This is a genomic window from Ruegeria sp. CL3 (assembly GCF_056536505.1).
This window is the reverse complement of sequence record NZ_JBQFPT010000016.1, coordinates 58,454-81,276: the sequence shown is the minus strand read 5'-3', so window position 1 is coordinate 81,276 and position 22,823 is coordinate 58,454. Positions and strand designations below refer to the sequence as shown.

The window sequence follows — 22,823 nt, the reverse complement described above, 5'->3', positions numbered from 1 at the left end:
AGTTCTAGTTGGCCGCGATATCCCTGTCCCAGACGCGGGTGGACAGCCGGAAGAACCATCCGGCGAGCGACCTATCCGAATGGGATAAGCGGCAATCCCGATGCCGGTCTGACGCACATCAAGACACTGCTGTAGCTGTGGACGCAGTTCAGGAGAGTTCAAAATGACACGACATTTCAAAGTTTTGGTATTGGGAGCCGTCAGTGCGATTGCGCTGTCGGGTTGCAGCAGCATGAAAACCCCGCGCAACATCGAACCCGTCGCAAAAGGCGACAGTTATCAAGCGCAGTACCGTGCTCCATCGCGACGCCGGGCAAATGGGCCCTTGCTGCAAGCGGAACATATGAATGGGCGCGCCTGTATGCCTCAAACTGGGGATCAGGGCTCAAACGCGTTTGCCAAATGGTCTCAGCCCGCGCTTGGCCCGCTGTTGGGCGAGAAGCTTTCGCGCAATGACATGGTGCAGATCACCATCGACAGGGATGAGCTTCTCAGCGACACCTATGTTGTGTCCCGCGATGGCGATCTGAAGCTACCCTACCTGCCACCCGTGCGCGCACAGGGCAGAACGACCGAGCAGGTGGAGCGGGATGTCGCCCGCGTTCTAGTGGCGGCACAGTTCTATGACAGTACCCCGCGCGTCACGGCGCGCATCAGCGATTTCGCCTCGGTCACTGTCGGCGTGAAAGGCGCAGTGTTTGAGCCCCACTCGGTCGAGATCGGAGGTATCCCAGGCGACTCACTGGATCGAGGGCGCCAGGGCGTGCTGGGTGCTTCGACCGAGGCGCGCAACCTCTCAGTCGCCATTCGCGCTGCCGGAGGTGTGCGCCCTGATGCGGATCTGTCAGCCGTCGAGCTACACCGACAGGGCACGATCTATCGCATGGACTTGCGCGGAGTGTTCGAAGGCTCGGACCCGACCGACATCATGCTGCTGACCGGGGATCAGATCGTCGTGAATAGCCGAGGGTGTTTCCAGGATGATTTGATGCGACCCAGCCCGATCAGCCCGCCCGGCGTGACGCTTTATATGTCCAACCTTACGCAACCTGCCACAGGTAACGCAGAGTCGGCCATCGGACGCGACGTACGTGAAGTTCCTTACGGCACGCGCTACCTGCAGGCCGTAGTCGATACCAATTGCGTCGGCGGGGCCAAGACGACCAACGCCAATCGCAGTGCGGTCCTGTTCACCCGCAACCCGATGACCGGGAACTCGATCGTCATTGAACGCAATATCGAAAAGCTGCTGCGACGTGGGGATCGGGATGACTATGACCCCTATGTTCTGCCGGGTGATGCGATTGCCTGCTACGACAGCAAAGTGACCGGCTTGACCGAGGTCGCCCGCGCGGTTGGTATCGTCGGCGCAGCGGCACTGCTAGCCCCCTAATTCAATCCCGAGCGGGCGATGCTTTCGCCCGCTCCCAAGCAGTGGAGACTGCAGCGAGTTTGTTAGTGATGTCTTTGTGTTCTTTGGCTGCAGTCTCTACCGCAATTAAAGCCTCTCGAAACTCTTCCGCGCCGAAGGTCGCTGCACTGCCAGCCAGTTTGTGACAAACCTGAGCGACTTGGGTCAAATCTGACTGGTCAAAAGCCCCGGTTTCGAGCTGTTCAGCGAACTCATCCCCTTCGGCAATAAACTTGGCATACAGACGGGCAAAGACCTCGGCCCCGAGGCTGTCTTTCAGGTCCGCCAACGGGTCAGGCTGCGTGCTTTGCAAAACCCGCGCTTCGGTGCGCGTAACTACCGAAAGAGCCTTGCGCAGGGCGTCAAGCGAGATCGGTTTGCCAATGAAAGCCGTCATACCGGCGGCGCGAAAGGTCTCGACCGCGTCTGGCAGGACATTGGCCGACACCGCGATAATCGGTACATCTGCCGACCGCCCCTGACCGTTACGAATATGGCGGACGGCGGTTGGCCCATCCATCACCGGCATGCTGATATCCATCAGGATCGCGTCGAACCTCTGACTGCTGGCCTTGTCGACGCCAACCTTCCCGTTCTCCGCCGTAGTTACACGGTGACCGTCCAACGCCAGCATGTTGCAGATGACCTCGAGGTTGATCTCGTTGTCTTCGACCACCAACAAGCTCAGCGGGAGAGCGGTCTCGGTATTGATCTGAGCAGCTTCTAGCAGTTGGTCGCGCGCTGACGGCTGTAACGGTATCCGCAGCCAAAAAACGCTTCCTTCGCCCAATGTGCTTTCCGCCCCGACCTCGCCCCCCATGGCCTGCGCGAACCTACGGGCAATTCCCAGGCCAAGCCCAGTTCCTCCGACCGTGCGACCGATAGAGGGATCGCTGGTGTAGAAGTCATCAAAAATGGCGTCGATCTCATCATCGGCGATGCCAACCCCGGTGTCGATCACACGCACTTCGTAGACATGTGCCTTACTCTGATCTGCCGGTTCACATCTTTCGACCTCGATCGACACACGGCCATTTTCGGTAAACTTGATTGCATTACCGACAAGGTTCAACAGAATTTGCCGCAACCTTTGCGCATCAGTCGCGACATGCGGATAGGCACCTCCTACCCATTGCCAAGAGATTGAGTTGCCGCGCGAGGCCGCATTGCCGCTTTGACCATCCACCAGGTCCTGCAGCATCGCGTTCAGGTCGGTTGGCTCGTGCGCGATTGACAGCTTGCCGGCCTCGAACCGAGCAATATCCAGCACCGCATCCACATGATTTTGCAGAACCTGGCCCGATATCTCCATGTTGCGGACAAACTGAGACTGCTGTTTAGTCGTGCGTGTATTCTTGAGAAGGGTGAGGTTGCCCAGCAGCCCGTTTAACGGGGTTCTGATCTCATGGCTCATTACAGTCAGAAAATCCGACTTGGCCTTTTCCCCGGCAAGGGCACGGTCGCGGGCCGAGACAAGCTCTTTCTGATCCGCAACGCTTTGTGAGATATCGCGGACGAAACCGATTACGATTTCCTCGTCTCCGGCCTGGGCGGATTGCAACGCAAGTTCGACGGGAAAGACCTCACCATTCTTGCGCATCGCCTCAAGCTGGACGCGACCTTTGCCGACGACGTGGCGGTCTCCTCCGCTCTGCATCCGCTCCATGCCTTGGTTGTGGGCCTCGCGTAGATGCGAAGGCACAATCAATTCACCGATCGAATGCCCTTTGGCCTCTGCCTCGGAATACCCGAAAATTGCTTGTGCAGCCGCGTTGAACTCCAGCACTGTGCCGGCGGCGTTCACCACGATCACGGCATCCAATGAGGTCGAAAGGATCGTATTCATGCGTTGGTTTGCCTGCTGAATCGCCTGCCCCCGCCGATCAGCTTTGCGGTTGACCACCAAGAGGTATGCGCTGACCGCAGTCAGCGTCAGAAATAACCCACCGGACAAAACGGCCAGTTGAAACAGGCTGAGCGCGGTTTCCTCACGGCGCTGATCCGACTGGCTTGCAAAGTACGAGATCGCCGAGACCGAAAGTTCGCGCACCCGCGGAGCGATCCCCTGCGCACCGTCATAGAGATTTGACAGCCCAGCAATCAGGCCTGGGTCCTCAGCGTCGATTGTAGGCACCGAGGCCTTCAGATAGGCGGAGACGTCGTTCAGAGGTTCAGCGAATTTCGGGTCACTTCGCAGCGTTTCAAACAAACGCGAGGTGTCAAGAATGTCGATACGACTATACAAAAGATCGAAACGGCGGCGGACAAGGTCCAGGTTTTCAAGACTTGGCCCTGCATCCGATACACCCGCCTCAAGCGCGTTGAGGTAGAACAGGAACTCGACCTCGACCTGCGTTAGCGTCCATTGCACGTTATCTGTCCGAGCTGACTGCCGGTCGCGCAGGTCGGATATCACCTTGGCGGACAGCAACAAAACCAAAGCAAGGGCACCCAGAACGGCGATGCCGATGAGCCCGAAAGCCCACCGGCGCCGCGAGTGGTTTTGGAAATTTCTTGTCAATGTCTGGCCCGTATCGCCCACTTCATACCGAATTGTAACCCCACGCTATTTAACGATTTCCAACCTGTCGAGTTGCCAAATACTGCGAGAGTAAATCACCTCTGTCTGGTACTTGGTATCACTGTCATAGGGATATACGATCCAAAGCGGACCCTTCTGTCGCCGGGACATCGCTGCACCGTCCATCTCATAGGCGACAATCGGGTCCTTTGCCGAGATCGACTCCACAGGGATCTCAACCGCGTAGTCGTTGATCGCCGTCGCCCGGATCGTCTCGCCCTCTGCTCCGATCCGTTCCAGCAAGACAGACAGGGGCACGCCAACAAAGCTGGTCTCGCCTTCAGTCCAGATCGTCGATGTTTCAAAACTTCGCTGCGGCATCGCCTTCAACATTTCCATATCGAACTGCGCCGCCCCGTCGGGCCCGGTCTGTGCGATATTGCCAGAAATGGTCAGCACGACCTCTCCTGCCGGGGTCGCCAAATCTTCGGCTTTCGCAGACGTCAGGCAAAAAGTGAACACCGCTGTGAGGATCGCAAAAACCAGACGCATCTTAGTCTCCATTTCTTTGGCCTTAAGAAACCAGAAAGTGGTCCACAGCGACAGATGGGCATGGGGATACGCGCCTATCCGAAAGGATAGGTGCGCAGGTCTCATGCGGCTGCAGACAGCAGGTTCATGCGCTGATGCAACATGGATTTGAACCCCTCCCGCAACTCCACACGTTGCAACGCAAAGACGGTGGTTGCTTCAAGATAACCGGCGACCGACCCACAATCGAAGCGCTCTCCCTCAAACGCGAACCCGTGGCATCCGGTCCTTTCGATATCCGCCGCAATCGCATCGGTCAGTTGGATCTCCTTGCCCGCGCCGGGTACTAATCCTTCCAGCTGATCGAAGATCGAAGGGTGCAGCAGATATCGCCCGACAATGCCAAACTCGGACGGGGCCTGATCGGTGGAGGGTTTTTCGACCAACCCTTTCAGATGCTGCACCCGCCCAGCCCTATGCGCGATATCGACCACGCCGTAGGCACTGATCCGGTCGGATGCAACTTCTTCGGTTGCGATCATGTGACTGCCTTCAAAGTTCTGGACCATTTGCGCCAGGACCGGGCGCTGCGCGTGGATCACATCATCCGGCAGGATCACCGCGAAGGGTTCATCACCGACAATGTCACGCGCCAGAGAGACTGCGTGGCCCAGACCGCGCGGGCTGTCTTGTTGGACAAAACTGTATGTCTCATCCTCAAGGTTCGTGCTGCGCAAACGGTTCAGCAGGGTGGTTTTGCCGCCATCCTTCAGTTTGCGCTCAAGCCCTGAGTTCCGCCCGAAATACGTCTCCAGCGCGGATTGGCCGGTTGAGGTGATGAAGATGAATTCATCAATCCCGGCGGCACGGGCCTCGTCCACCGCATATTGGATCAAGGGACGGTCGATCAGCGGCAACATCTCCTTGGTCACCGATTTGGTGGCCGGCAGAAACCTTGTGCCCAGACCAGCGACCGGGAATACAGCTGTGCGAATACGTGTCATTTCAATGCTCCTAGGTTTGATCAGTAAGCGCCTCTGCCCGACACGACGGCACGTGCGGTCAATGCGATGAGAAATAGGTTCAGAAGGGGCGAGCGGGCGCGGACATAGGCCGTATCCAGTTCGATCATGCGGTCGAAGCCAATACCCGCGCGGCCCGAAACCTGCCAGAGGCCGGTGATACCGGGACGCACCTGAAGGCGCTCTAGAGCTTGGTCTGGATAGGCGGCAACCTCTTCGGGCAGGGCCGGGCGCGGGCCGACCAGCGACATATTCCCTTTCAGCACGTTGAAGATTTGCGGCAGTTCATCCAGCGAGAACCGGCGCAGAACCTTCCCGACACGGGTAACGCGCGGGTCCTTTTTGGCTTTGAAACACACGCCCTCACGATCTGAATGGGTGAGAAGGTCCGCACGCCGCGCCTCGGCGTCCAACGTCATCGAGCGGAACTTGTACATCGTGAAGGGCACCCCGTTTCGACCGATACGTGTCTGTCGAAAAAAGGCGGGGCCGCGGCTGTCCAATCGCACCAATGTGGCGATTGCGGCCATGGGCAGGGCCAGAAGAGACAGCGCGACCACCGCCAAAGTGAGGTCCAGCAGGCGACATGCTGAGACCTTGGGAACAGAATTGTGCGCGGCACGCCCGAGGAATTCGAAATTGCCCAATAGATATCTGCGGGCCATGCGACGCGGCTCCATCGCCAACCGCCATGCCCACTCCATCCGGAAGCGCCGAACAATGCGCGGTGCACGGCGCACGTTGCCAGCCAGGAAATCAAACAAAGCACCCACGCCCAGCGCGATGCGAGGGTCAAGCCGGTGACGGTTCCGCGTAATCCACAACTCCTGCAGCGGGACGCCCATCGCGACCAACAGGATGTCTGCGCCGGACTGGTTGATATCGTCGATCGCCTCATCAACCCGCGCTGCACCTTCATAACCATCGCGCGTACCAGCCACGGCCAAATCGGGGATCATATGCTGCAACCGGGCCGCCGCTGCCTGAGCTGTTCCGGGACGTCCCCCCAACAGGTAGACCGACTGCCCAAGACGCGCCGCCCGTTTCAGCAGTTTGGGCACAAAGTCCGTACCGTTCAGGTTCTCGGCCAGCAGGACACCTTGCAACTTTGCCGCGACCTCTACCCCAATCCCGTCAGGTAGGATCATATCTGCACGGGCCAATGCTGCTCGATAGGTATGGTTACGGGCCCGTATGTTTGCGCAATGTGCGTTTAGGAAAAATACCGTCCGGCGCGTCCCATCCAGCAGTTTTGAGATCACCTGTCCGGATTTGGCATTCACAATTGGCAAACCCAAAATCTCGGTCTCTTCGAGAGCTGGTATGGGTGTTGGCTGCGCGCCTTTGTACATATCTTGGACTGACAGGAACTGCATGGAACTCTCCGATCAACGATGACATTCTCTGGCTTCAGACTGCCAATGAGACCCTGCAACCGATAGGCGAGCATCCGGAGAGGGATCGGAGAATAGGTCTATTCAAACGACCCCGCAGCACATAGCGTGGCGGAAACGGCCCGCTGACCTATCCGATTGGATATTCACCTGTCCGTCAGGCAGGCTTCATGCCATGGGCTCAATGATTTATTAACGCATTTGGGTGTGGTTGGGGGCAGACGGAGATTTGAGATGAAAGTTCTTATTGCTGACGACCACGAGCTTATTTTGGACACGCTCGTTGCCTTCATAGATGCCGCTGGCGGGATCGAGGTGGAGACCGCGCCGGATTTCCCGGCCGCGAAAACTCTGATTGAGAACGACGGAGCCTTTGATCTGGTCCTTCTGGACCTGAACATGCCCGGTATGAACGGGTTAAGCGGGCTTGAAGCCTGCATCGCTTTGGACGGCGCCCAGCATGTGGCCCTGTTTACCGGCGACACCTCGCGCGATCTGGCGCAACGCGCGCTGGAACTTGGCGCGGCCGGTTTCGTCCCCAAAACTCTTCCGGCCAAATCCCTGGTGAACGCGATCCGTTTTATGGCGATGGGAGAACAATACCTTCCTGCTGGTTTCATGAACGCAGAGCAGCCGGTAGACTCCCACCCCATGGCTCAAAAACTCACAGAGCGAGAGCGGCAAGTGCTCAAGGGACTGACTGAAGGCAAATCCAACAAGGAAATCGCCCGCGATCTGGATCTGTCAGAGCCGACGATCAAACTGCATATGAAGACTTTGTACCGCAAAGTTGGTGTCAGCAATCGAACGCAGGCCGCACTGGCCGCGCGCGAGGCCGGATTGTTCTAAGCGTCTCTATCCGAAGGGATAGGGGGCGCTCCCAATCCCCTCGACCCCTAGCCTACTGAGCGAATGATCAGAAGCCAGACGCGGTGTATCACCCTTTTAAGAAAGGGTTTTTCCATGCCGCAACAGATTTCAAGCTCCTCTGACTCCACGCGCGACACGCAATTTCTGCACTGGGCGCGCATTTCCCGATCCAATTTCACAACGCTCGGGTGGCGTCGCATCGTAAAGGGCGGGCGCCTCAGCGATGCAGGCCGCCTGCCCCGTTACGTGGCATTATACCTTCTTGGGGCGAGTTGCATCTGGGCCCCGATCAGCGGCTATTTGGCGACCGCGCCTGTCAAATACACCTCCCACGCATCATTGATCCTGCCAGGATCTGGCGCTTCCGCATCGGTGAACCTGGCCAATATCGGTCAGGCATCCTCATACGCGAACTCTGCCTTTGCCAACGGTTCGATCAGCCCGACCGAGACGTATAAACGTTTGTTGTCGGCCGATCGCATCCTCGATGCGGCAACCAAGGCGGTAGAGGCTGACCGAGATGGGTTTGGCAAGCCGCGGGTTCAACTGGTCGATCAAACCAGCCTGATCCATATCGAGCTTCAAGCGGCCTCTCCGGCTGACGCTCAGCAATATGGTGACGCCCTAGTGGCGGCTTTTTTCGCCGAAATTGACGCTCTGCGCGCCGATGAAATTGCCACCCGTGAGGCCAGCAATACGGGCGCGATCGAAGACTACACGCGCGCAATTCAGGCCACACGGGCCGAAATCAAACAGCTGCAGTCGCAAAGCGGCCTAGTATCAGTCGCGCAATACCAAGAGCAGGTCGCTGCAAATGACCGTGCAAAGCAGGAGTTGCGTACGCAGGAGAGCGAGCTGGCACGCCAATCGGAACGTGTCGCCGCGCTTCAAGTCGCGTTGGATCTGCCCTCTGATGCAGCGGCGGCAACGCTGAAACTCTATGCTGATGCGCAGTACCTATCGTTGCTTGAGGACGTGTCGGCGGGGGCTGCAAAGCTGGCGCAAGCTGACGCGACCTATGGATCGCGCCATCCGATCTACGTGAATGCCCAAAACGACTATGAAGGGGCGCGTTCGGTTGCGTTACAACGCGCGTCGCAGGTGACCGGCTTGACGGCCGAGCAGCTCGGTGGACTGGATCGCGCGCCGGAAGGGCAACGGGCGCAGTTGCTCAGCGAGGTGGTGCGCGAGGATGCCTTGCGTGCGGGATTGGAAGAACATGTCGCGACGCTGCGCACACAAGTTCGTCTGGAAACTCTGCGCTTGTCAGACCTCGCCCCCATCGCCGCTGAATTGGAGGACCGGCAGAGAGATTTCGCCGTGGCAGAAGCCGTGTTCGCCTCTGCCATCGCTCGGTCCGAGTCGAAAAAGACCGATGTCTATGCCTCCTATCCCTTGATCCAAGTGCTGGAAAACCCGTCTCTGCCGACCCACCAGTCTTCGCCGAACAAGAAAATCTCGATTGCCGCCGGGATCGCTGCAAGCCTTATGCTGCTGATGGGTTTGGTGCTTGCCTGGATCCGAAACCCGCTGATCTCAAAGCTGCTAAAAGACCAGAAAGAGGCCGCAGGATGACGCATGTGGCCCCTCAAACCCCGGCCGAAAAGATCGTCTGGTACACGCTGGTCTGGACGTGGCCGTTCTACGGGCTTGGCGCGCTCTATGTTGTCGGTCCGGTGCTAGGTTGGATGTTGGCTGCGATGGCCGGGTTGTCACTTTACCTCGGCCCGGCGATCCGTTCGGATATGCGCGCAACCGGCCCCGTCCCCGCCTTGGTCTGGGTCTGGAGCGTTGGCATGCTAGCGATGCTGGTCTCACTTTGGGCAGGCCACGCGGATTGGAATCTCGGCACCACCAAAACGATCAAATCGAGCATCGGTTGGGCCAAGGGTTGGGCACTGATCCCGTTGTTTATCCTTGCCGGATCAGTCTTGCCCATCCGACGCGAGGTGCTAGTCAGAGGACAATGCGTGTTGGGCCTTTGGACCTTGTGCCTTCTGCCGTTGTTAATTCTCGCCCCCTATGCCGGTCTGCCACATCTGCTGTTTACGTCTCCGTTGAAAGCAGTGGGCGGCCCGGGGCCTGAGTATTTCTCGGTCTACCTATATACAATCGACCCCGCCAGCGGCACGCCGCGTTGGCAGTTCTTTGCGCCTTGGTCGCCATTCGCGGCCTTGCTGGGCGTCTGCATGGTCTTGTTTGCTCTCGAAGAAAAGCACCGCAGCTGGAAGGTTATCAGCTTAGCTGCCGGAGTTCTGATGATCCTTATGTCCAAGTCCCGAATGGGTATGGTTGGATTGGTGATCTGCTCGCTGTCACCCCGCCTATTGCCACTTGTCGCCCGCAGCTTGGGGTGGATTTTAATGTCTGCAGTCACCACCACCGTAGCCGTTTGGGGCGCCGCCTTTGTCGAGTTCGGCAACCGAGCCCTCTACAGCTTCAAATCCGCGCGCGCCGACAGTACCCGCGTACGCAAAACGCTGCAGCGCATCGCATATGAACGATGGCAATCAGACGCGATGGTTTTCGGGCACGGCACGGTCAGACCAGGAGCGCATCTTGTTGAGTACATGCCGATCGGCAGCCATCACACCTGGTACGGATTGCTATTCGTGAAAGGGCTGACCGGATTTGCCGCGTTTCTCGTTCCTTTCCTCGGTCATTTAGCAATCGTCACCCTGGACGCCATAAAGTCGGAACGCGGGAGACTGCCGCTCGGGCTGTTGCTCACAGTTTTCCTGCTGACCTTTGGAGAGAACGTTGAAATCCAAACCTACTTGCTCTGGCCGACCTTACTGATGCTCGGATTGCATTTGCGAGAGGTCAAATCAGTGTGTCTGGGAAGCTGATACGCCGCTAGGATTGTTGCGATACCAGCGTAGTGTCAGACGTCATTCTTTTGGGTTGGTTCAATTGCCACTCTCGAGAACGAATGGTAGATATTTTCAGGTGAAGACTTTCATGTTTTTACGGTGAACTTGCTGTCGATCTGAAATCTGCGCCTCCAAGTTCATCAACGACAGTTTGGTTCTTCAGCCAACTACTGAGATCGGATATCTGGTAGTCTGCTTTGGGCTCAAAGCGGTCATTCGGTAATTTCAGATGAAACACCGCTCTGCGAACTACCCGATCATTCAGTTTTAACGTGTTAAGGCCGAAGAATGGATCAAACCGTAAGATGGGCAATTTGCTCGCAGTCACAATGTGTGTTGCAACAGCGATCCAAGCTGAATCTGTAACCATCGAACTAAAGCTTGTTACACGAAGTGCAAATAGCGGCCTCAGCAAAGCAGCGGAGCTTAAACGCCACTATCAATCCAAACATTACTCGACCGGTGACCAATTGGTGTCTGGATCATAGGCAGTAATTTCAGCGGCAATACTGAGTGTTTCCGGGCCAAAATCTGCCTCGTAGACTATGCCGTTTTCGCCTACCAGAAAAGAATAGATGCCTGTTTCTCCGTAATCTGCCGGTATTGCGAGCAAGGCATGTCCTGCAACGAAGAAATCCCCGACGAAATAGGGGTAGGCGCCCCCCGGAGCGTTAGGGCCCTGCTCTTGCAGGATTGTGTAATAATAGCCAAGAAACGGTTCGGCTTCATAGTCAGCCTGACCATCACTCCAGCCCGAAGCTGCGGCGCGGGCGAGCGCTGCGCCGACAAAGCTGTCTTTACCAGGCCAGAAGAGTCCGTTTTGCTCTTCGGGATCAGAAATGATTGTCTGAGCGAATTCCATAACGCCATCCCCGTTATGGTCCACAAGCCGGAATGCTGCCTGAAGGTCAACATAGGCCTCAAGCAATTCGATCACTTCCAACTCATTCAAGCCAATTTCGCGGGCTGAAAGTTCCTCGATCCCAGCCTCCAGGTCAAAGCGCCAACCGTCCTCTTTACGCAGAATTGGGATAGGAAAAGGCCAACCATCTTCACCCAGAAGAAGTACAACGCCATCGTCCTCAGGCCGGAAACGATACCCCTCGGCATACATGCCAAGCACTTCCTGCCTTCTTTCTTGATCTTCCGCCGGATCACCCGTTCCAACCAGATCCTCGGCTTCAGGCCCGAAAATTTCGATCAGCTTGCTTTGATCATTGGCCTTCAACGCATCAACAAAAGCATCCAGTGCGATTTGCGGCGTATCAAAGCTGGCTCCGTCAGAGAAGCCCGGGCTTGAAGTCCCGGAGAGCAACAAAATTGTAAATACTAATCTACGCATCTTACCGTCTCCGCGCGCCTTTAGCGGCGTGTCCACGCTTGGACGCGCTTTGAGTTCTGCTACCGGACGCTTTTTTCTCCATCACTTGCCCTTTGGATGCCCTAGGCTTGCCTTGTGTCGATGCGGCTTTCTTCGCCTGCGGCTTTTTAGAGGTCTGCGGTCGTTGTGCGACTGGCTTTTTCGTTGCATCTGGACGTTTGGTACGATCAATGGCCTGTTGCTTTGCTGCGGCCTTGTCCCGACTAGCGTTGCCTCGGTTCGCTAAAGCCCCGCCTGCTACAGCCCCAGCACCGGCAGCAACCACAGCTGCGGTCGCCCCGCGGTCCCGGCTAATATCTGCAGCGCCAGATTCTCGGCTCAACTTTGCACGCAGTTCATCTGTGCGACCATCAGGACGGTTAACCGGCAAGTCGCCACGACCACCTTCAGGTCTTTTATGGTCCGCTATTTTCTTCCGGGCCTCCTGTTGCCGGTCAGGATCGGGGTTCCATCCGATATCCGTTCGGTCACCTAAATCTATATCATTGCCGATATTGACGTTGCCATCGACGTCTATGTCGATGTTTGGATTTCTATAAATCGGACCACCGCCCCAACCACCGCAATTTCTGCACCCCCAGTAGTCGTACCAATCATCATCGTCGTCAAAAATTTCGTCGATCAAGGCAACAGCACCAAAAGTCAGTAGTGCCGCGCCCACAACATCCCCGGTTGACGGGCCAGTATAAACTGTCTCGGGATTGTATTGTGGGACGTATACCGTTTCGGGTTCTGTCGGTGTAATTACTACTGTGTCGTCGTCAGACACTTCGACAGTTTGCTCGGGACCTGAAACAAGTGCGCCGCTGTCAATTGCCTGATCCCGCATGACCTGTACCGCATCCATCACATCATCGGACTGAGCCAACATGGCTGTGCCGACTGTCTCGGTCCAGTCGATATGGGTGGCCATCTGACCAACAACTTCGGGAAAAGCCGTCGCCAACACGCTGACAGAAGGATCCCATCCCATTGCTTCGATTTCCGGCTCAAGTTTAACGGTGTCGCGGTCGGCGTTATCCAGCAAATACCGTTCAGCCTTAACAATTTCCAATGGCTGGGTGGCCGCGACAAATATCTGTATGAGTAACGTGTCGGGATACAGAGCAACCGGTGCGACCAATGTCTGCAACTCAGCGTCAGTTAGCAGGCTGGACGAGGTCGCTGAGTTATCGTCTTTTGCCGCTAAATCCTCGGATGACTCTTGCGCTAACGCGAAAGTAGATACGCAAATACCCAATGCAATTAAAAGAAACCTAAACATATTGCGATCCTTCGATTTCTTAAAGGATCACCTAAGACTGCGATTCTGGCAACCGATCAGTCAAATAGACGGTTGTGGGATAATAGTGGCCCCCAAACCAAGTTTGAGCGAGTGTTCGCTTTGGGCTCGATGCAGACATCTGACAATAATCGTCGGATGTCCAAGGCGAGATCGTAAGCGGACATTCGTTGACGGGGACACTCTCCAGCACCGTGCCGTTCAAAGACTAGTGTCAGACTTTTCTCCTACGCCTGATCTGACGATATCCATCTCATCTGAGGGATAGGGCTCTAGCAGTTCAAACGCCCGCGCTGCGCTGCCATCCAACCAGACCTCATAGTCACTAGGACGGAGTATGACTGGCATTCTCTGCGGATGTATCGGACGCACAATTTCATTCGCTGAGGTGGTTATCACTGTGTACGCTGGAACCTCTTCTCGCCCTTCTTTGCCTTCGTATCGCGATACTTGCCACATCCCGGCAAACGCAAATGGTGGGCGAACCCCGGAGCCCTTGAGCGCGAACCAGTGGTACGTCGCCGGATTGCGTCCTTGCGCCTCGCAGAACGAGCTTGCAGGTACGAGACAACGGCGCTCTTCGAAACTGTTCTTCCACAGCCCGCTCTTCAGGACCTTGTCGTCCCGCGCATTGTTCGAGGCATGAGGTTGCAAGATGGCGCCAGTCTTTTTCGATTTCTTAGTCGTTCGAAACCCCCGGACAGAGACACGAGTTCACGGGCCCTGTCTTCGTCTTTCCTGACGATGGGCGCCATGTGCTTTGGGTAGATTGCTGAAAGCGGTTCCACGTTTCCGAGCCTGTCTATTTCTACAGCGACGGCAAATTACTGCTGCATCGCATCTGCCGGGGTCGTATTCGAATAGAGGTTACACATTAATCTGCCTTACTAACCTTAGCGTTTCCGGAAACTAAGTGGAGAAAAACAGTTCAGCCCACGATGGCGGAAGCCACGGCTTCGCCAATCCTGAATGCATTTGTACAGCATCCCAAGGAAATTTGAGAAAGAGAGACATAAATGCGGCTTTACCTGGTGCGCTTATAGAATGCGCAAATGATCGCAATTTGGCATCCATTATGCTATATAAAATAGACGCTTAGTACTTGATTCCTTCACTTTCTGAGAACAGAGGAGTCCGCTGTGCCAACACCGTTCTTCAAGCCCGGTCATTCTGGTAATCCCGGCGGGCGACCTAAACTGGACCCCGAGACAAGAAAGTTGATCCAGTCGAACGGCGAGATCGCTGTGAAACGCATGAACGATCTTTTGTCTATGGATGAACTCTTCAATCGCATAGATGGGAGCGGCGAATTTTTTTCAGGAAAACTCTCTGGCAAAGAACAAATCGCTTTGTTGGCCCTAGCTCAGGACCGAGCCTTCGGACGAGCAGATGGTGTCAGCATCACACATACCCACAGTGGAACTGTCGGCATGAGCGTCAATCCAACGCAGCGGCTCAAAGACATCAGCGACCGCTTTCCAGAAAGGTTGGCCCAGCAGAAGGTGATTGAGCGAAATCTGGATGACGTAGAGTAGTCTCCAACCATCTCGTAGGGGTGCCTAGTGAAGAGGTTTGGGTTTGCGCCCACAGGCCATGCGCCCGCGCACGTAAGCCCCCGCGATTTGACGACCCTATATTGTATCTGATAGACAAAGCCCCCTTTTTCCAAAAAAATTAGGAGGACCTGCAGATGTGGGTAGCATTCTCGACGCCCGAGGGTTCGGGCTTCTTCTCAGCCGTTGCAAAGGATAAGGACGGCAAGACCAGCGGGCCGCACATGGGGTCTCGCGTCTGTCTGCGGTTCCGCCGCGCTCAAGACGCCGAACTTCTGCGCGATTATGGTATGGACGGCGAAGTGATCGAAACACTAGGCGGCGACTATCGTTACCGGGCTTTCATTCCACGCAATCACCTCGTGACTGTGCTGATGAACCTGGGCGACCGAATGGCATACACCAATTTCAAGGACAGCATCCACGAGGATGACATAGCACTAGCAAACGCATGCCACGAGGCATGGGCAGTGTTCGGCGATTTACAGGATGGTGGACCGTATGGATTGGGGTGAAAACACCCTTTTTTCACCCAGAACGGTTGCCTCAAAGTTGCCTTGAGTAAAAAGCCCATGGACCCATCAAGTGGGCCGCACCATTTAAGCCTCTATTTTTGAAGGTAAACCAGTGGCGGACCGAGGATCACCATAACATTATATGCAAATACTTATAAATATTAAATTTTTTACAGTTCAGTGGAGTTAATACCACACAAAGTACCACACCATTTCATCTTTTTGTCCATTGGCACTACGAGAATGAAATTCAGAGCATTCATGACATATCCACTTGGATCAATCGGTATGGTCATTAAATTCTTCAGAGTATTATTTGGAACTCTAGTGATCCAAATGCACTATGTTTGATGGCCTACTTGCTACTGTCAATCTTCATGATAGCCTCATCCAGAGCCTTCTCGAAGGCTTTGCACACCTCATTATCTTCAGCTGCGTCTTTTACAGCCTTGTCGAGGTTAGCTTTTCCTGGATCATCCAGCACTTGATTGGCGAGCAATTTGAGACCAAGGTCGGTACCTTTGGTACCAAATCTTTTCATCGTTTCGTCCAGAACTTTCCTTTTGTTTGTCTCGCTCATCGAGATGAAAATCTTGCCGCGCTTTATATTTTTGATCGAGTTTAGAATCGTTTTATCGCCCATGTAGTTCTTGAGCTTGTGTGCGAACTTAGGTCGCTGCTTCTCGAATGCTCCCATAGCCATCCCAGCAATCGAAGCCGAGATGACATCGGCAGCGTGATCCATAATCTCGTCGAAATTTGGCAAGCGCCCACGTTTAAATGCCTGCTCAGATTCCTTAAGCGCAGAATCAACTGCACCCTTTATCGCTCCTTTGAATGCGCCTCTCGCATGCTTTTCAATGAATTTTTCGCCCTGCTTGTTTGTAATTGATATCGGTAAAGCGCTCTTTCGGATTTGTTGTGCAAATTTCTTGCCGGTAATACCGATCAGTTTCTTTTGGTCGATGTACTTACCCATGCTTTTTCCCAGAAACGATGTTCCAACGGCAGCACCTATATCGATAGCCACGCCGTAAAAACTTACTTCTTTGCCAGCCAGATAGCGACCATACTGCTGAGCACTGCTCTTTAGAAAAGCTGTTCCATTCGCCGCAACATAATTTGCTTTGTTGCCTGCGGTCTTTATCAGTACTGCTGCCGCAAGCGCTTCGAAGATAAAGAAAGAGGTATCGGAGGTGACTTCGAGCGCTTTAATTCCCGTAGAGGAGCCTTCTATGATACCCTCGTGAAACGCACGCATTTCCTTGTTGAATTTGTTCACCGCGGGCTCAGCTGCGCACAAAGCGGCCCTCGTCTTAATTAGATCCTTTTTTTTGACCGCTATGTTCAGATCTGCAATGCAGCAATCTGCTAAGAATATTGTTCTATCGCTCGGGTAATCCACACCGGATAGTTTTATTGACGCCCATTGCATAACTGAAGCTGCGAAGCCTTCTTTTTGCTGCGCGACTCTAATGTGTTGTCTATAAAGCTCCATGGCGTGGTTATGGCGGCTCACCATTTTTTTGATACTTGGCTGAATTGCCCTAAACAACTCGTCTCGAATAGCAATAATCTCATGCTCCGGCACGAGCATTTCTTTGCCATTGAACTTAACCTGGTACCATTGGGCTTTCTTTGCTTCGCTAACTGCCTTCCGGTAAAGTGGGAGTAGAGCCTTGAACGTCGCCGCGTCAGGATCGACAACTCCGTCCTGAGTTTTGAGCCGCGCCTTTTTCTGAAAGTGTAGGATCGCCTTACCGAGACCCGCGTCAAACCCGCCTTCGGCTCGAACATTGAACTTGTTAGCACGCAACATTTGACGCACCAGAATTACATCGCCTGGTGCATTCTTCTTGATCTCTCCGCTTTGCACGCTCTTTCCGACAGATGACTTAAGCCTTATTGCCACAACTAACCACCTCACCCTGAAACTCATTAATGCAAACTGTCACTCATATTTCTTTTGCAGCAAGAAAAAGAGAGTTGAGCTTAAAAGCGATATATTATTCCAAATTTCAATTTTTGTCGATATGTCGTCACGCCCTGGAGAGTTAATGAAGTTAAATATCAAGCAATTGCTAGGGTCAGGACTTGTATCTAATAGATGCCACTTGCGTCGATGCAGAACGCGGACAGTAACAGTACACCTCATCGGTCGCAACGGTTTGCCACGCGGCGCTAGTCATTCAACTAGGCCAACAGGTTCTCAATACGATACTGCTTGCAATACAGACCGTCATCATTGTTGGCAGGGTTCCGCCGGCCTCGAAGGGTGGGTATGCACGTTTTTATGCCGCGCCCGGCCGATGCCGCCCAAATGAGTTTTGGCGAGTGGCAGAACTCCAAACAAAACAAACGCGACTTTGGCATCGCTCATTTTGCCCGACTGAGAGAAAGAAAGCCGGAGGTCACCCACACTCGTCGCAGATGATGTGCAACACGCCATCTTAGCCAAATTTGGTCAGACCTATGGCTCGCGTCAAAGTTCACCTATTGAAAGGCTTGCCTTAATTCGGTGCGCTTTGAGCTGGATGCTGTAGATCATGATGGCTTCACCGTCCGTCTCCGATTCCGCCAGTTCAGGGAAGATGCGCGCAAAGACGCAGAGGCGCGATCATCTGGCAAATCGATTGCATAGTGTTTTGTGCGACCATACTCCGGCGGCGTGTACCGCCATCACAAGCCGCCGTAAAAACACCATGAACCCTCCGAGAGCCTTTCGGTTATCAACACGTAGGACCCCTCGCGGCCTTGGGAACAAGTGCTTGATGCGGTCAAGCTGTTTTTTGATCGAGCCAGGACAAATGCGACATAGACAATCCTCAACCCGACTTGAATCACGCTGCCCGAAGGAATGGAACCGAACATCGTAAAGGCTGCTCATCGTAGCAATGCAGTCATCCGACAGAAATCCTAAGATGACCGCGTTGAGCACACTTCGTTCAATGCCGCAGAGCAGAGAACATCAGATTCATCGATCAGATCAAGCCACTTGCACCGAGGCTCGCATCTGACTTAAGTTACTTTTACGGCTCCATGTACGTAATGTCATGAAACATGTCACTAATACTAGCGATGCAAAAGCGTTAAGCTATTTGGAATGTACGGGTTTAGTGGTGGCACCATTTCCTAGCATTTTCAATTTTGCCATTTGAACTCCTAAGATTTATACAGAAGGATAAACTGTTGTGCCCTCTAAGGAAAAAACAAGTGACATAAAAATCATAAATCGAATTCAAAAATCGAACTGGGAAACACTAAAGAAACATATAAAGCGGGCGTCGGCGGATATCAAACCGGAAGCGGACTTGGGCACTATGTATGCTGGCAATTTTGTTGGTTGGGACATAATTCGTGATGTGGAAAAAATCCTGCCCGCGGGACAGATGAACGATCTCAATCTGCAACCTCTGTATAAAGTTATTCAGCAGGCAAATAAGCGGGAGATAAGAAGTACTGGTAAGTTGCGATTTGACACGATTGTCGATGTACTTGAGGACATGCGCGCACCGGTGCTTATCTGCCCTGACTATCGTGAGAAGGTTAGGTTCCGGCATCTCGCAGAGTGTGCGTTTATGGCCGGCAAGATAGTTCCTGTAGATACTAATAAGAGAGCCAGCGAAAACGGCGGCTTGAATGGGCTTTTACCGACCAAACATGCGCGTATTTTGTGGGACTTTCTTTCCGCAATCTATGTCGGCAACGCAGAGGGCGAAATCAAAATCTTGGAAGGTGTGTCTGAAAACCATACGAAACTCGGCAGAGATAAAGTTATGATTCGAACGGAGTTGGAAAAGGCTTTGAAAAACTCCAAGTTAGATGAAAAAACCTTGAAAAAGCTTAGATACTTGGTCGAAAAGTATACAGACGCCTTAAGTAAGAAAACCGATCCTACCACCAAACGGTTAGAACAGCTTCTGGTTTCAATGAAAAAACATGCGAAGCCGATAAAAAGAGCGCCCAAAAGCTACTAGCTGACACTCCTGAATTGAATGCATCCTCGGGGCTTTCGACGGACGTTGACCCAAGACGTACGGACGAAGGAAAAGTCAGCGGCCCGGTGATGGAGGCATTTTTTCGAACACCCGCTTCTGGTAAGAAATCTGCCCTTGAGGTCTAAACTTATTATTGCCCCTTACTCTAAACATCTGACGCTACCCGGCTAGCGCACGGTAGTCGAAGCGTGAGAAGCACTTTTAATCTGGAAACGACTCACTTGAATGATATCACAAGTGGATGCCAAGAATGGTTCAGTCTGCACCTATGGCGACAAATGGCCCCCAAACCGCTGGATGTGCAAGCTGGTCTGGCCCAACACGTTCAGCAGCCGTTTTCATCGCGATTCGCAAAGACTCAGATGTGGAATTTCCGCGATCGATACCATCAATCATTTTCGGCGTTATAAGCAAAGATGAAACGGAGAGTATTGTCCATTGCGTCGCAACGACAGAATGCGACCCAGCCTGGAAGAAAGCGCTCGCGAGACCCGAGAAACCTGGTGCTCCTTCGCGTCCGGATGCTGCGCCTGTATTACAGGCTGACAACACGACTAATCGTGCGCCAATTTCAAGCTGAGCGATTTCACTTGCTAGAAGCAGTCCATCATCTTGCTTTGATGGAGTGTCTGGAGGTGACAAAATGAGTGCTGGTTCCAACAAACCGTCAAAATCGCTCGCGACGACCGCATGAGTGGCGAACACCAAAGTGCCTATTTTCGCCAAATCCATCTGCTTAAGCTTGGCTTCGGAGGCCTGAGCTCCAAAATACAACTGACTGTTATCGGTACCGTGCACGAGCTCAATTTGCTCAAGCTCCCAGCGACTGTCACTTAGCGGTTCGAATATCTCTTTTAGAACGGCCGGATCGGCAAAACCACGGGTCGTGTCAAAAGCATCATAGTAACCCCTTGAGCCCAACCCTTCCTCACCATTCAATAACGGATCTCCAAAGCCAATTAATCTGTTTGTACTTTCTCTAGCTGGAGTGTTTGACTTCTGTAATAGTTCGAGACTGGGCAGCAGCGCTATTGAAACCATGTGTCCTAAAAAATTCAAATCGCGATTTTGGTTTTTAGGTTGAAGCGGAAGCCGATCCTTACGATTCACAACCAACGTAGCGAGCGAAATCGTTTGCATGGCGGAATCCGGCATTGCATATATGTGTGTCGTTTTAGAAACTTGATCGTCAAAGCTTCCAAAAAACACTTCAAACAGGCGATGAGACTCTTGGCTAGCAAATTCAGGAAAAGGTTTATTCGCCGCGATGTCCAAACTTCCACGAATTTTGGACACGTGATCAAATAGCTCATCAGCTCCGATCGGCACGCGACCAACGTCTATCGACCCTGATGTTATCCAAAATACATAGCTTTCGTCGTCAAAAACAGACTGCACCCATAGAGCTTCACCCTCTTTCAGTTTCGACTGTATTTGTGACAGTGGTACCGTTTGCGGTGCAAGAAACGCCATAAGGTCAGGGCGCAGGCTCCTGATTTTACCATCCAATATGTTGAGATTGGATTTCCTGATTGCTATCGATCCCGTCAGATCAGCAATGATTTTCTTGTCGATGCTATCTCGGCGAAATTCATCGTTTAGTCGCCTTTCGGCTGACCGAATTTCCTTTACCAGCTCGTTGCGCTTAAATAAGTCCCCATCTTGGCTGCGCATCCAAGCTCGTTTTGTCTGTAAGGCCGCTCTAGAAGTTTCGTTGAGATGCAACAGCTGTGCAGCCTCAAACAATTGTTGGGCTCCTGATGATCCGGATGTTTCCCAGACTAGATTAAAATATTGACCGAGTTGACGCCTTAATTGCCTTGGCTCGAAATCTGCCGTCGCACTTGAGGCAAACGCCGCTTCATTCAATTGTGTTGCGGCAGCGAGCCTGTTTTGTTTCGCAAACTCAAGAGCCTCGCGGGTACGTCCTAGCGACATAAGGGCTTCAGCGGCAATTCGGCGCGCTTCAGAAATGCGCGCGATAGAAAGCGCTCCTGTTTCAGCCAGAATAGTGCTCGATTTCGTCGCGAGTTTAATGGCGCTCTCATAGTTTCCGTCGGTAATCTCGATTTCTGCTAGTGCATTTAGCGTCGGCGGTGCGTCGACTAAGCCGTATTTGCCATCAGCCCAAGCTTCAACCGCCTCTTTCAAATGAGGCTTGGCTTGTCCGTATTGTCCCGCGCGAAACAGGTTCAGCCCGAGCGCCGAGACAGCTAGAAGCTTTCGTCGACCCTCCAATTGAGTTGCGTTTATTTGCCTAATAGTATCTAGAGCATCGTGATCGAAGCCCGATAGGGATAAGGCTGTAGACAACTCTATTGTTGTCGATATCCAAATTGGGTGGTCGCTATCGAATATCGCCTCAATTTGCGCTTGGACGGCTTTGTATAGCGCAATGCTGTTTTCGAGATCCCCTGTTTCTTGAAGCAAAACTGCGCGGCGGTGCGTTGTCTGTGCCACCACATAGTGCTCCGCACCCAGCACAGCCACATAGGCACTTTCCGCTAAAAAATTCGTCGCTTCAGCGCGCTGAAAATCTCCCCTTGCGAAGTAGACTTCTGATAAGTTGTACAAAGCTGATGCTCTTATTAGACCGGCTTCTTCATCCTTACCCTTCGCGGAATCAATGATTTCATTAAAGGAGACCTCGGCTTTGTTCAGCTCGCCTACAGCGAGATCAAATCGCGCTTCAAGTAGCTTTTCCTCAAGTCCCGCCTCGCCTATTTTTTTCAATTGCGAAAGCGTCTCGGACGCTTCAACCAGCGCAAACTCCTGAAGTTCCAAACCCGCTTTTAACCGTAAAATGCGACGCAGCTGCTGGTTTGATTGAGGAACCGCTGAGGCAAGCGTCGCAGCTTGGCTCCACTTACTCCTCGCCTTTGAAGTGTCGCCCAATGATTGGAGTATAACACCAAATTCAGTGAGAATGTGAATTTTGACAGGACTGGGTTCCGAATTCTCCAGGTAGTTAAGGCTTTCCACAAAACTTTTCTTTGCCATTTGAAACTTGTGTAGTTCGGCCAAAGCCAAGGCGTGGTTCGCGAAATACACAGCCATTGTAGGGCCACTGATTTTGGAGTTTCTCCCGTGGTATATGGCAGCTTCGGCAGAGCCCTGAGAATACTCTAATTGATCAAGAACGCGCGCTAGCACCGAAATCTCATTGTTCAAGTAAGCAAGAATATCCTCGCGCGGCTGATCAGAATTCTCGAATAAGGCAAGTAAATCTTCATAGATCTCTAGTGCTACAGAATTTTCTCCTTTCGCCGCGGCCTTTCTGGCGCTTTCAATTAACGATTCAGGGGAATTCAAGTTGACCTGAGCACTCACCGAGGCACTAAAAAAACTGCAAAAAAGACACAGCCAAATTGTTAACAGAAAGCGCAACATGGTAACATCGTTGATTAAATTTGAAGTTACCCAGTAACATTTCGTAATTATTGTCTGAGGGTCAAGGGATTTATTGAGTATG

General features: G+C 53.3%; 16 protein-coding genes and 1 pseudogene. 7 read left to right on the top strand and 10 right to left on the bottom strand.

Annotation, left to right across the window (positions count from 1 at the left end; genetic code table 11):
- The first annotated feature begins 163 nt into the window (after positions 1–163).
- Positions 164–1,393, top strand: coding sequence for a polysaccharide biosynthesis/export family protein (locus ACR0NO_RS20370; protein WP_480725338.1), 1,230 nt, complete (start codon positions 164–166; stop codon positions 1,391–1,393).
- 1 nt (position 1,394) lies between these two features.
- Here ACR0NO_RS20370 and ACR0NO_RS20365 read toward each other — a convergent pair whose 3' ends face one another.
- The 4 genes from ACR0NO_RS20365 to ACR0NO_RS20350 all read right to left on the bottom strand — a co-directional run bounded on the left by ACR0NO_RS20365 (position 1,395) and on the right by ACR0NO_RS20350 (position 6,861).
- Positions 1,395–3,932: an ATP-binding protein gene (locus tag ACR0NO_RS20365; RefSeq protein ID WP_480725337.1), complete on the bottom strand. Its 2,538-nt coding sequence runs from the start codon at positions 3,930–3,932 to the stop codon at positions 1,395–1,397.
- Positions 3,933–3,977: 45 nt separating this feature from the next.
- Positions 3,978–4,484 carry a molybdopterin-dependent oxidoreductase gene (locus ACR0NO_RS20360; RefSeq protein WP_170678388.1) on the bottom strand — a complete coding sequence of 169 codons (507 nt, stop codon included), beginning with the start codon at positions 4,482–4,484 and terminating at the stop codon, positions 3,978–3,980.
- A gap of 101 nt (positions 4,485–4,585) precedes the next feature.
- On the bottom strand, positions 4,586–5,467 hold the full coding sequence (locus ACR0NO_RS20355; RefSeq protein ID WP_480725335.1) for a UTP--glucose-1-phosphate uridylyltransferase: 882 nt from the start codon (positions 5,465–5,467) through the stop codon (positions 4,586–4,588).
- Between the two features lie 20 nt (positions 5,468–5,487).
- Positions 5,488–6,861: a WecB/TagA/CpsF family glycosyltransferase gene (locus tag ACR0NO_RS20350; protein WP_480725334.1), complete on the bottom strand. Its 1,374-nt coding sequence runs from the start codon at positions 6,859–6,861 to the stop codon at positions 5,488–5,490.
- A 252-nt stretch (positions 6,862–7,113) separates the two neighbouring features.
- Here ACR0NO_RS20350 and ACR0NO_RS20345 point away from each other — a divergent pair, with 252 nt between their 5' ends.
- The 3 genes from ACR0NO_RS20345 to ACR0NO_RS20335 all read left to right on the top strand — a co-directional run bounded on the left by ACR0NO_RS20345 (position 7,114) and on the right by ACR0NO_RS20335 (position 10,598).
- Positions 7,114–7,728, top strand: a complete 615-nt coding sequence (locus tag ACR0NO_RS20345) for a response regulator transcription factor (RefSeq protein ID WP_480725333.1) — start codon at positions 7,114–7,116, stop codon at positions 7,726–7,728.
- A gap of 114 nt (positions 7,729–7,842) precedes the next feature.
- A complete protein-coding gene (locus ACR0NO_RS20340; protein WP_480725331.1) occupies positions 7,843–9,324 on the top strand; it encodes a GumC domain-containing protein in 1,482 nt (493 codons plus the stop codon).
- Positions 9,321–10,598 (top strand): O-antigen ligase domain-containing protein, encoded by a 1,278-nt coding sequence (locus ACR0NO_RS20335; protein WP_480725330.1) that lies wholly within the window; start codon positions 9,321–9,323, stop codon positions 10,596–10,598. The genes ACR0NO_RS20340 and ACR0NO_RS20335 overlap by 4 nt, the downstream gene beginning before the upstream one ends.
- A 475-nt stretch (positions 10,599–11,073) precedes the next feature.
- On the opposite strand, the gene ACR0NO_RS20330 is transcribed toward ACR0NO_RS20335, so the two are convergent.
- The 3 genes from ACR0NO_RS20330 to ACR0NO_RS20320 form a co-directional block, all read right to left on the bottom strand.
- A complete protein-coding gene (locus ACR0NO_RS20330; RefSeq protein ID WP_480725328.1) occupies positions 11,074–11,964 on the bottom strand; it encodes a DUF2950 family protein in 891 nt (296 codons plus the stop codon).
- Between the two features lies 1 nt (position 11,965).
- Positions 11,966–13,267, bottom strand: a complete 1,302-nt coding sequence (locus ACR0NO_RS20325; RefSeq protein WP_480725326.1) for a DUF3300 domain-containing protein — start codon at positions 13,265–13,267, stop codon at positions 11,966–11,968.
- A gap of 219 nt (positions 13,268–13,486) precedes the next feature.
- Positions 13,487–13,939 (bottom strand): SOS response-associated peptidase, encoded by a 453-nt coding sequence (locus tag ACR0NO_RS20320; RefSeq protein WP_480725325.1) that lies wholly within the window; start codon positions 13,937–13,939, stop codon positions 13,487–13,489.
- Between the two features lie 485 nt (positions 13,940–14,424).
- On the opposite strand from ACR0NO_RS20320, the gene ACR0NO_RS20315 reads away from it, so the two are divergent.
- Together ACR0NO_RS20315 and ACR0NO_RS20310 are read left to right on the top strand one after the other, a co-directional pair.
- Positions 14,425–14,820, top strand: a complete 396-nt coding sequence (locus ACR0NO_RS20315) for a hypothetical protein (protein WP_480725324.1) — start codon at positions 14,425–14,427, stop codon at positions 14,818–14,820.
- 155 nt (positions 14,821–14,975) lie between these two features.
- Positions 14,976–15,353 (top strand): hypothetical protein, encoded by a 378-nt coding sequence (locus ACR0NO_RS20310; protein WP_480725322.1) that lies wholly within the window; start codon positions 14,976–14,978, stop codon positions 15,351–15,353.
- Positions 15,354–15,708: 355 nt separating this feature from the next.
- Here ACR0NO_RS20310 and ACR0NO_RS20305 read toward each other — a convergent pair whose 3' ends face one another.
- Together ACR0NO_RS20305 and ACR0NO_RS20300 are read right to left on the bottom strand one after the other, a co-directional pair.
- Positions 15,709–17,265 (bottom strand): peptidoglycan-binding protein, encoded by a 1,557-nt coding sequence (locus ACR0NO_RS20305; protein ID WP_480725320.1) that lies wholly within the window; start codon positions 17,263–17,265, stop codon positions 15,709–15,711.
- 242 nt (positions 17,266–17,507) lie between these two features.
- Positions 17,508–18,162: pseudogene (locus ACR0NO_RS20300) on the bottom strand (transposase family protein); the annotation flags it as partial.
- A gap of 382 nt (positions 18,163–18,544) precedes the next feature.
- Here ACR0NO_RS20300 and ACR0NO_RS20295 point away from each other — a divergent pair.
- Positions 18,545–19,330, top strand: coding sequence for a hypothetical protein (locus ACR0NO_RS20295; protein ID WP_480725319.1), 786 nt, complete (start codon positions 18,545–18,547; stop codon positions 19,328–19,330).
- A 276-nt stretch (positions 19,331–19,606) separates the two neighbouring features.
- On the opposite strand, the gene ACR0NO_RS20290 is transcribed toward ACR0NO_RS20295, so the two are convergent.
- The gene (locus ACR0NO_RS20290) at positions 19,607–22,741 is read right to left on the bottom strand and encodes a CHAT domain-containing protein (RefSeq protein WP_480725318.1); all 3,135 of its coding nucleotides are present in this window, start codon (positions 22,739–22,741) and stop codon (positions 19,607–19,609) included.
- Between the last annotated feature and the right edge of the window lie 82 nt (positions 22,742–22,823).

Excerpts from the sequence above, each read along its gene's own strand:
- ACR0NO_RS20370 (WP_480725338.1), top strand. The coding sequence starts at position 164 with ATGACACGACATTTCAAAGTTTTGGTATTGGGAGCCGTCAGTGCGATT.
- ACR0NO_RS20360 (WP_170678388.1), bottom strand. The coding sequence starts at position 4,484 with ATGCGTCTGGTTTTTGCGATCCTCACAGCGGTGTTCACTTTTTGCCTG.
- ACR0NO_RS20355 (WP_480725335.1), bottom strand. The coding sequence starts at position 5,467 with ATGACACGTATTCGCACAGCTGTATTCCCGGTCGCTGGTCTGGGCACA.
- ACR0NO_RS20350 (WP_480725334.1), bottom strand. The coding sequence starts at position 6,861 with ATGCAGTTCCTGTCAGTCCAAGATATGTACAAAGGCGCGCAGCCAACA.
- ACR0NO_RS20345 (WP_480725333.1), top strand. The coding sequence starts at position 7,114 with ATGAAAGTTCTTATTGCTGACGACCACGAGCTTATTTTGGACACGCTC.
- ACR0NO_RS20340 (WP_480725331.1), top strand. The coding sequence starts at position 7,843 with ATGCCGCAACAGATTTCAAGCTCCTCTGACTCCACGCGCGACACGCAA.
- ACR0NO_RS20335 (WP_480725330.1), top strand. The coding sequence starts at position 9,321 with ATGACGCATGTGGCCCCTCAAACCCCGGCCGAAAAGATCGTCTGGTAC.
- ACR0NO_RS20330 (WP_480725328.1), bottom strand. The coding sequence starts at position 11,964 with ATGCGTAGATTAGTATTTACAATTTTGTTGCTCTCCGGGACTTCAAGC.
- ACR0NO_RS20325 (WP_480725326.1), bottom strand. The coding sequence starts at position 13,267 with ATGTTTAGGTTTCTTTTAATTGCATTGGGTATTTGCGTATCTACTTTC.
- ACR0NO_RS20310 (WP_480725322.1), top strand. The coding sequence starts at position 14,976 with ATGTGGGTAGCATTCTCGACGCCCGAGGGTTCGGGCTTCTTCTCAGCC.
- ACR0NO_RS20290 (WP_480725318.1), bottom strand. The coding sequence starts at position 22,741 with ATGTTGCGCTTTCTGTTAACAATTTGGCTGTGTCTTTTTTGCAGTTTT.